This is a genomic window from Streptomyces griseosporeus (genome assembly GCF_014656055.1).
GTDB classification, from domain to species: domain Bacteria; phylum Actinomycetota; class Actinomycetes; order Streptomycetales; family Streptomycetaceae; genus Streptomyces; species Streptomyces griseosporeus.
Map to the genome: position 1 here is coordinate 196077 of NZ_BNBR01000008.1, position 13516 is coordinate 209592.

The 13516-nt window shown below is 75.7% G+C and carries 10 protein-coding genes; 1 reads left to right on the forward strand and 9 read right to left on the reverse strand.

Annotated elements, in window-relative coordinates; translation table 11 throughout:
- Window positions 1-13: 13 nt before the first annotated feature.
- From IE308_RS32330 to nocL, 9 genes are read right to left on the reverse strand one after another with little or no spacing between them, the layout of a single operon-like run.
- Entirely contained in the window at window positions 14-1051 is a 1038-nt protein-coding gene (locus IE308_RS32330; RefSeq protein WP_190220607.1) for a lantibiotic dehydratase C-terminal domain-containing protein, read from the reverse strand.
- Window positions 1038-3827 carry a lantibiotic dehydratase gene (locus IE308_RS32335; protein WP_190220608.1) on the reverse strand — a complete coding sequence of 930 codons (2790 nt, stop codon included), beginning with the start codon at window positions 3825-3827 and terminating at the stop codon, window positions 1038-1040. Before IE308_RS32335 ends, IE308_RS32330 begins: the two co-directional genes overlap by 14 nt.
- Window positions 3824-5467, reverse strand: a complete 1644-nt coding sequence (locus IE308_RS32340; protein WP_190220609.1) for a nitroreductase family protein — start codon at window positions 5465-5467, stop codon at window positions 3824-3826. The genes IE308_RS32335 and IE308_RS32340 overlap by 4 nt, the downstream gene beginning before the upstream one ends.
- Before the next feature lie 45 nt (window positions 5468-5512).
- A complete protein-coding gene (locus IE308_RS32345; protein WP_190220610.1) occupies window positions 5513-7483 on the reverse strand; it encodes a TOMM precursor leader peptide-binding protein in 1971 nt (656 codons plus the stop codon).
- Window positions 7480-9447: a hypothetical protein gene (locus IE308_RS32350; protein ID WP_190220611.1), complete on the reverse strand. Its 1968-nt coding sequence runs from the start codon at window positions 9445-9447 to the stop codon at window positions 7480-7482. Before IE308_RS32350 ends, IE308_RS32345 begins: the two co-directional genes overlap by 4 nt.
- A 10-nt stretch (window positions 9448-9457) precedes the next feature.
- Entirely contained in the window at window positions 9458-10783 is a 1326-nt protein-coding gene (locus tag IE308_RS32355) for an AMP-binding protein (RefSeq protein ID WP_190220612.1), read from the reverse strand.
- Window positions 10753-10992 (reverse strand): hypothetical protein, encoded by a 240-nt coding sequence (locus IE308_RS32360; protein ID WP_190220613.1) that lies wholly within the window; start codon window positions 10990-10992, stop codon window positions 10753-10755. Before IE308_RS32360 ends, IE308_RS32355 begins: the two co-directional genes overlap by 31 nt.
- Window positions 10989-11783 carry an alpha/beta fold hydrolase gene (locus tag IE308_RS32365; protein ID WP_190220614.1) on the reverse strand — a complete coding sequence of 265 codons (795 nt, stop codon included), beginning with the start codon at window positions 11781-11783 and terminating at the stop codon, window positions 10989-10991. The genes IE308_RS32360 and IE308_RS32365 overlap by 4 nt, the downstream gene beginning before the upstream one ends.
- Window positions 11784-11808: 25 nt before the next feature.
- On the reverse strand, window positions 11809-13011 hold the full coding sequence (nocL, locus tag IE308_RS32370) for a 3-methyl-2-indolic acid synthase (RefSeq protein WP_110629796.1): 1203 nt from the start codon (window positions 13009-13011) through the stop codon (window positions 11809-11811).
- 351 nt (window positions 13012-13362) lie between these two features.
- Here nocL and IE308_RS32375 point away from each other — a divergent pair, with 351 nt between their 5' ends.
- On the forward strand, window positions 13363-13515 hold the full coding sequence (locus IE308_RS32375; protein ID WP_162655577.1) for a thiocillin/thiostrepton family thiazolyl peptide: 153 nt from the start codon (window positions 13363-13365) through the stop codon (window positions 13513-13515).
- Window position 13516 lies beyond the last annotated feature (1 nt).

Genomic DNA, 13516 nt, shown 5'->3' on the forward strand with positions numbered 1-13516 from the left:
GGGCTCCTGTCGGTCAGTGCTGGCCGGAGGGCAGATGGGCGGCGAGGCGTTCCCGGCGGTGGTCGCGGACCCGGTCGAGCAGGCCGGTGTCCGGGGCGAGGCCCGCGCAGTCGGCGACGACGTGGTGGCCGAGGTAGCCGAGGAAGGCCTCCTGCTCCGGGATGAGGCCCAGCCGGTTGTTGTGGGTGTGCAGATAGCTGAGGAGCACGATCTGGCGGCGCCGCTCCGCCGGCGCGTCGGGGCCGCCGAGCGTCACGGCGGGCAGCACGCGGTCCGCGGCCGTGTGCAGCGCCTGCCAGGCCTCTCCGACGGCCCGGCCGTAGGGGTCGTCGGGCGGCTGCGCGGCGGCGAGCAGCGGCCGCAGGTGGGCGGCGGCCGGGCCGCGGCGCTGGTCCAGCAGCTCGGGCCAGGTGTCGAGGAAGCTGTCGAAGACGTACGGCGACCACACCGCGCAGTAGTGGGCGAGGAACGCGGCCATGGCGGGCGGGGAGAGCCGGGCCGCGCACAGGCCGCGCAGCGTCATGGTGAACGCGGCGCCCAGCCGGCGGGCCGGGCGGTCGCCGATGGCGCGCAGCGCGGACAGGGCGACGGCGCTGCTGCGGTCGAAGAACCGCTCGGCGACGGCGACACCCTCCGGGCCGCCGTACTTGCCGTACTCGGGCTCGTAGCGGGCGGGGTGCACGGTGTCCGGCGGGAGCAGTTCGCCGGTCGCCTCCGACTCCAGTGCGGCCATGGTCAGCTGGGCCTCGCGGAACTCCTCGGGGTCGAGGTCTCCGTAGCCGCCGGGGTGGGCGGCGAGGTGGCCGGCGAGGCGGTCGGCGACCTCGCGCACGGTGCGGGCGGCCTGCTCGGGGTCGTGGGCGGCGGGGCGCAGGCGGAGCCGGATGTGGTGGCCGCCCTGCCAGTACCGCAGGAAGAAGGAGCTCTCCAGCGCGCCGGAGGCGTGCAGCGGGGCGAGCACGGGGGCCAGCCCGTCCACGAGGAACGCGTCCTGATCGGCGTACCGGTGCAGGTGCAGGCTGTGCCAGGGGCCGGTCTCAGGGGCGGGCATGGGCGTCCTCCGTGGCCTGGGTTCCGGCGGGGGCGGGGGTGCCGAGGGTGTACTCGACGAAGAACTCCTCCGCGCCGGAGGTCCGGCCGTCCAGGTCGCCGGCGTGCGGCAGGCACTCCTGGAAGGTGACGGTGGCGTCCGGGCCGGCCTCGGCGAGCCGGCGGGCGAAGACCTGGAGGAGGAAGGGGTTGCGGGCGTCGAGGTAGTGCGGTTTGTGCAGCCGGGCGGTGCGCGCCTCCAGCGCCCACTGCCGGGTCTCCGCCAGCAGGTCGCGCTCGCCGGCGGGCACGGGCGGGGGCGTGGTCAGCCGGAAGAAGGTGTGCCGGGGGATGCCCCGCTGCCCGAGCCAGCGGTCGAACGAGGCGAGGGCCGCCGCCTCCTGCCGTTCCAGGCCGTCGGTGTCCGGGACGTCCGCCGCGGGCAGCCGCCAGGAGGCCCGGTCGAGGACGAGGTCGCCGAGCAGTACCCGGGGCAGCGAGCGGTGGGCTGCGGGGACGCCGGTGCGGCCGGCGGCCCGGCCCGCTTCCGCGTCGGCCCGGTCGAGCTGGTCCCACAGTCCGCCGCGGTAGGTGCGGGTGGGGGCGAAGGCGCACAGCAGCCGGTACAGGCCGGGTGCGGCGGCCGGGTAGAGGAAGTTGAGCGGTACGAGGTCCAGGGGCTGCCCGTCGCGGGTGCTGACCAGGGTCAGCGTGCGGCGGGCCGGGTCGGCGCGGACGGCCAGGTCGGCGAGGGTCAGGGCGTGCTCGTCGGCGGCGCGCGGCACCGAGCCGGGGTAGACCAGCTCGTACGGGCTGAGCCGGGGGTGCAGATTGAAGTTGAGGCCGAGGACGGCCGTGATGTCGCACTGGCGGGGCGTCGTGCGGGCGATGTGGCCGCGCAGCGCCTCGGTGAGGCTCCACTCGTGCGGCCCGTCCGGCTCCAGCAGATCGCAGAACCGGGAGAAGAACACGCCGTGCCCGGTGGTGACGCCGTTGACGACGGCGTACGGCCGCTCGGGTTCCGCGGTGAACTGCATCCGGTAGGCGGTGGACCGCCAGGGGGTCACCTCGGCGGGCAGCCGGTCGGCGAAGGCGCGCAGCCGCTCGGCGTCCAGGCGCAGCGCGCCGGTGTGTGCGCTGTCATGAGCGCGCAGTTCGGTGCGGAGGAGGTCGGCGAAGTCGGCGCGCAGCCGGCGGATGCGGTCGCTGTGCGGGTCGCCGACGCCGGAGGCCACGGCACTGGCCTCGGCGGGCGGCAGCGCGGCGAACCGGCGGTAGAACTCGATGAACGGGACGTCGCCGTCGCCGTCCGCCGCGCCGAAGTGCCGGGCGAAGAAGGCGTACAGGCCCGCCTTCTCCACGCTCGCGTCGTCCAGCACCGGGACGATCCGCTGGAACAGCTCCAGGGCCCAGCGGTTGGCGTGCAGCAGGTCCGGGTGCCAGCTGTGGGCGGGTTCGCGGGTGCCGACGTCCTCGTAGACGACGGAGCGCATGGCCTCGGGGGCAGGGGCGCGGCAGCCGACGGCCTCGACGAACACGGCGACCTGTTCACGGATCTCGGCCAGCAGCGCGGCCCGCCGCCGCACGGGGGCGGCCGGGAAGGCGTCCTCGGCGGCCTGGAGCCGTTCGAAGACGACGGCGCAGCGGCCGGCCTGGTCGGTGTCGAGGGTGCGCAGCCGCTGGGCGACGGCGAGCGCGGGGCGCGGGTGCTGGTCGGGGATGCCGAGCCCGCGTTCGCAGATCCCGGCGCGGACCAGCTTGTCCAGGGCGGTCGCCGCGGCCTGCGGGGACAGTCCGGCGGCGGTCAGCCTCTCGCGCAGCTCGCGCTCGGGCAGCCCGCCGTCGGCGAGCAGGGACCGCAGCAGGCGCAGCAGGCCGGTGTCGCGGGCGGTCACCACCTGGGCGGTGCCGTAGGCGGCCTCGGGGGCGCCGTCCGGGGCCCGCCGTACGCACAGGGCCTGTTCCTCCCGGACGAGCAGGGAGTGGTTGAGCCGGATCCGCATCAGCTCGTCGGCGCGGTCCAGGCGGTGCAGTTCGTACGTCATCCAGGACAGCAGTCCCGCGCTGAGCCGGGCCTGGACGGGGCGGGCCGGAGGGCGGTCGGCCGGTGCGGCCGGTGCCGTGCCGTCGCCGGCGGGCGTCCAGGGGGCGGCGCCGATCTCGGTGAAGGAGGCGAACGGCGACGGCTTGAGGGCGACCCGGTAGGCGAAGCTGGTCAGCGTGTTCTCGGCGCGGCGCCGCTTGCTGGGCTTGCGGCGCGCGGAGAACGGGTCGGCGGCCCACTCGGTGACGGTCCGCCAGGTCCGCTCGTCGGACAGCTGGAGGCCGCGCTGGAAGAACTCCCCGGTCGCGATGGCCGCCAACGCCCTTCGGCCCGCGTCGAGTTCGGCGGCGAGGGCCGCTTCGGCCTCCTTGTGCAGCCGGTTGCCCTCGGCGCGGTGCCGCAGCCAGTCCTCCAGCAGTTCCCGGCTCGCCGGGTCGAGCAGGCGGGCGGCGTCGGGGACGCCGGGGACGCGGTCGTTGTGGATGTCGCGCCGCAGCCGCAGCAGTTCGTGGCGCCGGTCGGCGGGCAGCTCCGGCACGGCCGCGTGCAGCGCGTCCTCCAGGCGCCCGCGCAGCTCCTCGCGTCGCTGCCGGGTCTCCTCGGCCTCCGCGAGCAGCGCCCAGGTGCGTGCCGGGGTCAGCGCGGCCAGCTCGGACGGGCCGAGCGTGCCGCGGCGGTAGAGGTAGTAGGGGCTGAACCCGTCGGGCGCGCCGGCAGCGTCGGGCGCGCCGGGCACCCGGGTCGTGTCGTTCACCGTGGCATCACCGCAATCTCCCAGTTCGGGTCGGGGCGTACGGCGCCGACGCAGATCTGCGCCTGGGTCCCGCCGTCCGTGTCCGCGCCGCCGTCGAGGCCGTACGCCGTGTCGATCAGGGTCACGTCGAACCCGAGGACGGCGTGGCCGCTGAGGCCCTCGGCGGCCGCGGCCAGCGTCACCGCCTCGATCGCCGCGCCCACGGCGAGCTGCTGCGCGCGGTAGGCGCGCGGGCCGCCCGCCGGCCGCCAGTCGGCCGGGGTCACCGGGTGGACGGTGAAGGCGGCCAGCTCGGCGTTGAAGGAGGCGGCGAACAGCGCCTCCTGCACCCGGCGCGCGCTGCCGGGCCCGGTCCCCTCCCCCACGGGCAGCAGCGCGCCCAGCTCGTGCGCGTACCGGTACCAGCCCGGCGGCACGCCGCGCACCCGGTGCACGGCGCAGTACAGGCGGGTCCGCGCGGCCCACCCGGCCGGCCCGTCCACCCCGGCTCCGGCCAGCGCCCGCAGCGCCTCGGCCGCCTGCCCCAGCACCCCCGCGAGGGCCTCCCCGTCGGCCTCGGCCCCGGTGAACAAGCGCCCCCGTGAGAACCGCCGCGCGGCGGTCTCGGCGGCGAGGAGATCGAGGGCGCGGGGGGCGGGCAACGGCACCGGGCCGACCGGCACGGCATCCTCGGGCACGGGGCCGGGCGCGGCGTCCCCGGGCACGGGGCCGGGCGCGGCGGCCGGTACGGCGTCCCCGGGCACGGGGCCGGGCGCGGCGGCCGGTACGGCGTCCTCGGGCGGCCGGGCGGGCGCGGCGGTGCTCGTGTCCTCGCGGGCCGCGCGCTGGAAGGCGGTGAAGCGGTCGGAGCGCCGTACCGTCCGGGAGCGCTCCAGCAGGGCGGGGCGGGGCGGGGCGTCGGGTCCGCCGGTGTCCGCCCTGTACGGGAGGTACGGTCCGAGCGTCACCGCCGCCCACGCGTTCTCCTCCTCCCCGTCGAGGCCGAGGCAGGCGTGCACGGCCTCGTCGTCGAAGACCGTCCGCACCTCCGCGTGCTCCCACTCGGCCCGCGCGAGGCGGGCGGCGCGGCCGAGGGCGACCCCGGCGTCGACCAGGCCGAGGCGGGTCGCGAAATCGCCGTACTTGTAGAAGTTCTTCCAGAAGCGGCTGGTCAGGACGAGCACCGCCGCGGGCGCCGCCTCCGTCGGCAGGTGCAGCGCGGCGCGCAGCCGGGCCGCCGCGTCGCCGCCGGCCAGCACGGTCAGCTCGTGCCGGTAGGGGTCGTAGTGGCAGACCTGCCCGGTCGCGGTGAGGGCGGCGTACACCTCGGTCGGGTACATCGCCCCGCCCGACGGGACGGGCCGGCGCAGCTGCACCTCGGGCCCGTGGTGCGGACGCGGGTCGGCCGGGGTGGCGGCGATGCCGCCGGACGGGTCGGTGCGGATCCGGCTGACGGCGAAGCCGCCGTGCAGGAGCCGGTGCAGGGCCGCGAGCGGCGGCGGTCCGTCGGGCCGCAGCGGCAGCCGCCGCGCTCCGCTGTAGACCTTCACCGGCCAGGGCCCGTCGGCCCAGTCCACCCGCCAGCCGTCCGGGTTGGCGGAGCGCGGGTCGAGCCGCAGCCCGGTGGTGTAGGTGTACGCCTCGTCGGTCGTCATGGTCATGGTCGTGCGGGTTCTCCTTGCCGGCTGGCCATCGGACGGCATGTCCTACGGGAAGGGGTGCGGGACGGCGCCGATCTCCCGGCCGGGGGCCAGCAGGCTGCGGTAGGGCAGGGTGGTGCCCTCCGTGAGCCGGGGCAGGCCGCGGGTACGGCGGTTGCGGTGGCCGAAGGTCATCGGGATCAGGCCCGGCACCAGCACCCGGACGCAGTGCAGGCCGTTGCGGCGCAGCTCGGGCATGGTCTGGTCGACGACCAGGACGTCGAGGCCGCAGTCGAGGACGCCGGAGACGGCCGCGTACAGGTCGGCCCGCAGGTCGGCGTCCTGCGTGCGGAGCGTCGAGCGGACCCGGCCGAGCGGGACGGGGTCGCCGGTGCGGGGCCGGTCGAGGAGGAAGGAGAAGCGGTCGCGGGCCTCGGGCAGCGCGCCGACCGTGGAGTGGTCCTCCATGCGGCGGATGAGGAACGGGTCGTCGAGCATGCGCAGCGCGTCGGGGCGGCGGCGCTCGTAGGCGTCCCGGGTGGCGAGGACCGTGCCCACCAGCTCGTGCAGGGCGCCGGTGACGGCCTGGACGGGGTCGGGGTGCGCGCCGCAGCCCGCGAAGAGCCGGGGCCCGTCGCCGCTGTCGTTCTCGGCGGTGAGCAGCAGCGCCGGGACGCCGTACTCCATCGTGGCGTCGAAGCAGCGGAAGTCGAAGCCGGTGAAGAGGCGGGACTTGGCCAGCAGGTGGTCCAGGGCGGGCGAGGTGCCGTCGAGGGCGACCTCTGGGACGTCGAGTTCGCGGTACCAGGTGAGCAGGAAGGCGTCCCGCTCGGCGAGTTCGCGCAGGCCGTGCAGGACGGCCTCCTCGACGCTGTTGCCGAGGGCGCAGCCGTTCGAGGTGTCGTAGAAGAAGGAGATCTCGTCGTCGTGGCGCGGTCCCCAGAACGCGGCGCGCTCCGGGACGAGGACGCGTCCGTCGCGGCGGAAGGAGTACGCGCCCACCCAGTCGATCTCGGTGCCGGGGTCGAAGGGCCGGTACCGGAAGCCTTCGGAGGCGTAGCTCTCCTCCGGGTGGGTGCCCAGGTCCGGCGGGTACAGGGCCTGGTCGGCCACGTCCGCGTAGCGGGCCCGCACGGGGGGCAGGGTGCCGCCGCGGTGCAGGCCGGCGTAGCGTTCCAGCCCCTCCAGGACGGCGACGGTGCGGCTGGTGGCGTAGTCGGCGGCGCGGCCGATGGCGGGCTCGCGGCGGCCCCAGCGCGGCGGCAGCTCCACCGAGCAGGCCCCGAAGGGGCTCTGCAGGTCCTGCCGCAGCTCCTTGAACAGGCCGAGGCCGGCGTAGAGGTAGTCGCCGCGGACGGCGTCCGCGGGCAGCCGTCCGGTGCGCAGGGTGGCCGGGGTGAGCTTGGTGAGCGGGACGGCGGCGGGGGTCAGCGCGGGCACGGTGTCCTCGCGGAGGCTGCCGCAGTTCGGGCAGCCGGAGTCCGGCAGCAGGGTCTGCTGCTCGACCGTGCCGGCGGCGCCGTCGAGGACGAGGACGCGGCCGTCGGCCGGGCCGGCCGGCCCCTGGCAGGACGCGAGCCGGGCGCGGACGTACTCCTCCACCAGCCGCAGCACGCCGGGTCCCCAGATGCGGACGTCGGCGCCGTGCGGCCAGGACTCGGCGAGGCTGTCGCCCTCCAGGCCGGGCCCGAAGGGCGAGTTGGCGGTCCGGGTCACCAGGCAGCGCGGGCAGCCCTGGGTGCCGGGGCGCCAGACGGGACCGATGTAGACGAGCGAGCGCCAGCTGCCGACGAAGAGCAGGGAGCGTCCGGTGGCCAGGCAGTCGACGACGGTGTCCTGGAACTCGCCGAGCCCGTCGAGCCCGGCGACGAGGACGGTCGCCCTGGAGGACCGGCCGAAGCGTGCACCGCCGTCCGGGTCGGGGGTGTCGTCGCGGCCGAGGCGCCGGACCAGATGCTCGGCGAGCACGCCCCGCCCGACGACGACCGGCGGCCCGGCCGGCCCTGTGCGGGGCTGCGGGGTGGTCGCCGTACTCATGACGCCTCCTCGGACACGGGCAGGGCCACGACGCGGACGCGGGCGCCGGCCTCTCCCCCGCTGCGGGTGCCGGTGTCGGTGTCGGTGTCGGTGTCGGTGTCGGTGTCGGTGTCGGTGAGGAAGGGCAGCAGGCCGGTGATCTCGCGTTCGCCTTCGGCGGTGGGCGCGGCGGTCCAGGTCGCGGTGGCCGGGGCCAGGAAGGCGGTGGCCTCCTGGGCGTTCCCGGGCAGCGGCAGGACGCGCGCCACCGCGTTGAGGAGGGCGTGTCCCACCGCCCGTTCCCGGTCGGTGCCCACGCCCGCGGTGACCGCGCCGTCGCGGGTGCGCACGTGGGCGCGGACGACACCGTCGGGCAGCTCCTCGACGGCGGTGGCGGTCCAGGGCGTGCCCTCGGCGGCCAGCACCCCGGCGAGGTAGCCTGCCGCGGTGTCGCCGGGCGGCGGCTCCTCCGGCGCCGGAGCCCAGTGGAGGTCCGGCGTGGGCCGGCCGAGCGCCGCGTGCAGCCGGGCGCGCAGCCGGGCCTCGCCCAGGGACCAGCCGGCGCCGACCGCGCCGTAGCGCGCGTCCCCTGCGGTGAGGCGGCCGGCCAGCGACTCCACCGCGCACAGCACGACCTGGTTGCGGGCCTCGCGCGGCGACAGCGCCCGGCACACCACGCCGAGGGCGGCGGGCGCGTGGGCACCGCCGTCCGGGTCGGCGACCTGGCAGGCACTGGCCGACAGCGGCAGCTGGGCCAGGTCCTCCTCGCCGAGCGCGAGCAGCGGGCCGGTGACCGCGTCCGTCAGGGCGGCGCAGGCCGCCACGATCCGGTCGGAGATCCGCACCCGCTCGGGCGGGTCCTCGGAGCGCGGGATGTCGGGCCGCACGGCGTCCTCGGGTGCGGCGGCCCCGGCGGGCGGCAGCTGCCGCGGTACGGCGGGCTCGTGGTGCGGGCAGCGCGGGTGCCGCCGGGCGGCGTGGCCGCGCACCGCGGGGACGAGGGGTTCGACGGTGGTCACCGGCTTGTCCCCGGGCGGCCGGACCCCGGCCAGCCGGGCGAAGGTGTGCTGCGCGACCCGCAGCGCGCCGACCGCGGCCGGGGCGACCGCCGGGGCGAGGCCCGCGGTGTCGCCGGTGGCCCGGACGGCGATCGAGCGGTGCACGCACTCCCAGCAGTACGGGGTGCCCAGCCCGGGTTCGAGCGCGGTGACGAAGTCGCCGCACCGGGCGAGGACGCCGACGGTCACCCCGGCGCGCCACAGCGCGTGCTGGGCGCGGGCCAGCGCGGCGGCGTCGGCGCTGTCGTAGGCGAGCAGGACGGCGTCGGCGCCCTCGACGTCGGGGTGTCCGGCCAGCGCGGCCGGTCCGTCCGCCGCGAGCGGGTCGCGCAGCCGCCAGCGCGCCCCGGGATCCGCCGCGGCGGTCTCCTTCAGCACCTGCTGTACGGCGGTCAGGTCGTCGTCGCCGTCCGGGACCACGTCGAGCCGGGCGATGCCGAACTCGCGCAGCGCGTCCAGCAGGGCGTGCAGCGCGGTGCCGCGGCCCGCGCACACCACGCGTGCCGTGCGGACCTGCTGGAGGCGGGTGACCGGGCGGTCGGCGTGGTGTTCGAGGAACGCCAGGTGGGTGGCGTACCGCTCGCGCATCCAGCCGGGCACCGGCTCGACGGGGTGGGCGACCTCCTTGATGAAGCCGTTGCGCAGCATGGCCCGCACCAGCCCCAGCACGGACCGGCGGGCCCGGTCGGGCAGGTCGCCGTAGAGGTCCTGGAGGGTGCGTTCGCCGTCCAGCCCGGCGAAGAGGGAGCTGACCAGCTGGTAGGCGCCCTGGCCGCGGACGGAGAAGGAGCCGGTGTTGTTGCCGAGCCAGACGCCGTCCTGCTGGCGGACGTAGAAGGCGTCGGCGCGGAGCCGGTAGGTGCGGGTGAGGGTGTCGGTCAGCGGGTCGGCGGCCGGGCCGGCCGGCTGTGCCCTGTCTGCTGCCACGTCTGTCATGTCAGAGCTTCCCGTGCGCGCTGTAGACGGTTGCGGCCTCCTGCTCGGAGGCGCAGCTGATCCGGCTGGGCCGGTGCTGTTCGGGGAGGGCGGCGCAATGCGCGCGGACGGTGTCCGCGTCGACGCTGCCGACCACCGTGGCGGCCAGGAACTCCAGGCCGGTCGGGGCGGTCTCGACGGTGACCCGTACGTCGCTGACCCCGTCGAGGGCGAGGACGTGGCGCTCGATCTCCCGGGGCCGTACGAGCACTCCGGCGAGCTTCTCGGCGCCGTCGAGGCGGCCTTCGAGGCAGAGGTTGCCGTCGGCGTCGAAGCGGCCGTAGTCGGTGCCGGTCACGTGGTCGGCGGGGGCGGAGGGCGGGCTGCCGGGCCGCCAGGTGCGCCGGCAGCAGCCGGGGCCGGCGACGGCGACCGTGCCGATGCCGCGTTCGTCGGTGCCGGTCAGCCACACGGACTTGCCGGGGATCGGCCGGCCGACGTGCCGGTTGTGGCCGGGGTCGTGGTCGAGGGCGATGGCGCCGGTCTCGGCGGTGCCGTACAGGTTGCTGACGGCGGCGCCGGTGAAGTGGCGGCGGATCAGCTCGACCCGCGGGGCGCTGAGGTGGCCGCCGCCGAGGAACAGGGCGACGGAGCCGAGGTCGGTGGCGGCGGGCGCGGACAGGCAGGCCGCCGCGGCCAGGGCCGGGACGCCGAGGGCCAGCACGCGCCGGTCGCGGGCGAGGTCGTACAGCGGGCTCCAGTCGTGCGGCGGGTGCACGACCAGGTCCCGTTTCAGGTAGAGGGCGGGCAGGACGCACATGAAGAACGCGGCGGAGAAGCCCAGCGGCAGACAGGTGGCCAGCGCCTCGGGCGGGCCCGCGGGGAACGCGTCCGCGTACATCGCCGCCTCGGCGTGCAGGGCGATCTGCTCCCACTCGTCGGCGGGGCCGACGGCCACCTTGGGCGCGCCGGAGCTGCCGGAGGTGCACACGCCCCACAGCGGGCGCTCCTGTGCCGCGAGCGGTACGGACCCGTCGTCCGGGAGGGCGTGCAGCGCCGGGGCGATCTCCCGCCCGGTGACGCCGAGGGTGCGCGGCGACGCCCAGAGCAGGACCGTGTCCGGCACGGTGGCCACGGCGAACAGCGCGGCCAGCGCGGGGAGTCCGGCGGTGGGGTCGATCGCGTACGCGCCGCCGGGACGCACCTGCGCGGCCAGGTCGCGGCCGGCGGTGAGCAGGTCGTCCCAGGCGGCGAAGTCGCCGCCCCAGCGGACGCCGGTCACGGCACAGGCCCGGCCCGCCGGGAGGTGACGGGGGGTCAGGAAGCGCTGGAACGCTGGTCGGCCCATGTCACCCACCCCTCGATCGTGCGCGGCGCGTCGGGCAGTTCGGGCAGGGTCCGCCCGGGTGCCTGCCGGGCGAAGTACGACAGGACGACGACCGTCTCCAGCGAGTCGAGCCGCCGCCGCGGGTCGTCCTCCTGGAGCAGCCCGGCCAGCTCCTCCTGCAGGTCCGGTACGTCGTCCGGCGTCCGGGGTGTGGTGCGCTGAGATGTCACGTGTCGCCCTTCTGCGTCGTTCGGGGACCGGCGGGTGCGTCGTGCGCGGTGCGCCAGAAGTCCTCGACCGCCTCGTTGAACTCCCGCGGCCGGTCGTGGCCGACCAGATGGCCGGCGCCGGGGACGACCCGGCCGCGGACCCGGCCGCCCCAGCCGGGCGCCTGCTCGGCCGCCGCGCGTTCGACGGACTTCAGGGAGCCATTGAGGACGAGCGTCGGGACGGTGAGCGCGGCCACGTCCGCCGCGCGGACCAGCGCGGTCCGCTCGAAGTCCCGCTCGACATGCCCGGTGACCGCGTCGAGCGTCCGCTTCCACCGGGTGCCGTGCAGCTGCTCGTACTCGGCGGCCAGGGCCGGCTGCTGCGCGGCGAGCCCCTCGAAACCGGCGATCAGCGAGAGGAACGCGTCGCGGGAGACGTCCGGCGCGAACCCGGTCAGCACCAGCGAGGCGACCAGGTCGGGCCGGGTGGCCGCGCAGCGGTGGGCGAGCGGCCCGCCCAGGTAGGAGGCGCCGATCAGCCGGCCGGGCCCGAAGCGTTCCAGCACGGCGACGAGGTAGCGCAGCGCGTCGTCGAAGTAGTCCTCGGCGGCGTCACGGCGGCAGCGGCCGTGACCGGGCAGATCCACGGGTACGGTCCGCAGTCGGCCGTGCCAGGCCCGGATCTGCGCGGCGAAGTGCCCGTGGCCGGTGCCCAGCAGCCCGTGCACCAGGTAGACGGTGGGCGTCTCCGGGCCCGTCGACGTCCCGGTGTGCATCGGCGTCTCCGTGTCCCTCGGCGTCTCGGTGTCCATCGGCGTCTCCGCGTCCACCGGTGCCTCAGACCGCCCGGGACGCCTCGCCCGCGGGGTTCACGAAGTGGTCGACGGGTGTGCCGGACGCCTCGATACGGCCGAGGATGTGCCGCGGCCGGCGCAGGTCGGCGACGAGGAACTGGGAGGACTTCTCGTCGTTGCGGGCCTCGCAGCCGGCCCGGTAGGGGGCGACGTCGGGGCTGCCGGGCGAGATCACGCCGGCCAGGCCCAGCGCGACGTCCTGGAACTCCTGCGGCTCCCGCGTGGTGAGGACGAGCCGCTGCTCGGGACAGGTGAAGGCGACCACCGACATCAGCCGCAGGTAGTCGTCGTCGCCGACCCGCGTGGTGTCCCGGGACTTCATGGCCGGCCGCATCCGCGGCACCGACAGGTCGGCGGTCGCGCCCCGGGAGCGCAGATGGTCGCCGTGCGCGACCAGGCTCACCAGCTCGGCGGAGAGGTCGTCGTGCAGCCCGACCAGCACCCCGGGGTTCACATACCGGTAGCCGGCGTCCAGCCAGCGGTCGAAGGAGACCACCCGGCGGTCGAAGTCGGCCTTGGGTACCCCGACGGAGGTCTTGCCCATGAAGCGGCGGTACGTCTCGCGGTCGTAGCTCTCCTGGAACACGCACATGGTGACCGGGTCCTCCCGGCCGATCCACTCGCCGAGGACGTCGATCTCGTCCTGCTCCATGCTGCCGATGTTGAAGTAGACCCGCTCGAAGCCCAGGTCCAGGGCGGTGCGGATGGCCCAGCCGATCCGGAAGGCGGAGGCGAGCCGGGTGTGCTTGTCCTCGTACTCGCCGGTGAGGAAGCCGACCCCGCGGACGCCCTCGTGGTGGTAGAGGATCTCCAGCTGCTCGGTGATCTCCTTGCGGCCGGAGAACTTGCGGTCGAGGCGGTGGTTGCCCTTCCGCATGGAGCACATCTTGCACTCGGAGTCGCAGTAGTTGGTGGTGTAGAGCGGCACGAAGGTGTGCAGCCGGGGGCGGCGGGCCCCGCACCGGGCCTCCGCGGCCGCCTGCAGCTCGGCGGTGCCGATCGAGCGGTCCTCCCACAGGGCGAGCGCGACCGCCGCCCGCGACTCGGCCGGCTCCTCGCCCTCGGCGAGGGCGAGGACGGCACGGGTGTCCACCGTGGCCGCCTCGGCGCGTACGTCCTCCAGCTCCGGCAGGACGAAGTCACCGGTCATTGCGTGCGAGGTCATTGCCTGGGAGTTCTGCGTCATGTGAATTCCTCTGCGAACGGCCGGAAGGGACCCGGCCCATGTAACGCCACCCGGGAATTCCGAACAAGACACCGAGGAAACGGAGGACTCTTTCTCCGTTACTCTCCCCACCTGCGCATTCACCCAGCCCTGAACCACCTACACGGCGGTTCCGCAGCAGACCCGAAGCGCATGGTTAGCAGCGCTTTAGCGGCCTTTTTGTGCCGTCACAGCAGTACAGCAGCGGGGGATCAGCAGAAATGCAAAAGGGCCGGAATCCTTGACTCACGGAAGACCCGCTGCATAGCCTCCGAGGCACGCGCTGCAGGAAATGCGCGAAGTAAATTACCGTCGACATGGAAGGGGTTTCCGGTGGACGCTGCACACCTGTCCGACCTGGACATCGACGCTCTCGAGATCTCCGAGTTCCTGGACGAGAGCCGACTGGAGGACAGCGAGGTCGTGGCCAAGGTCATGTCGGCCTCGTGCACCACCTGCGAGTGCTGCTGTTCCTGCTCCTCCTGAT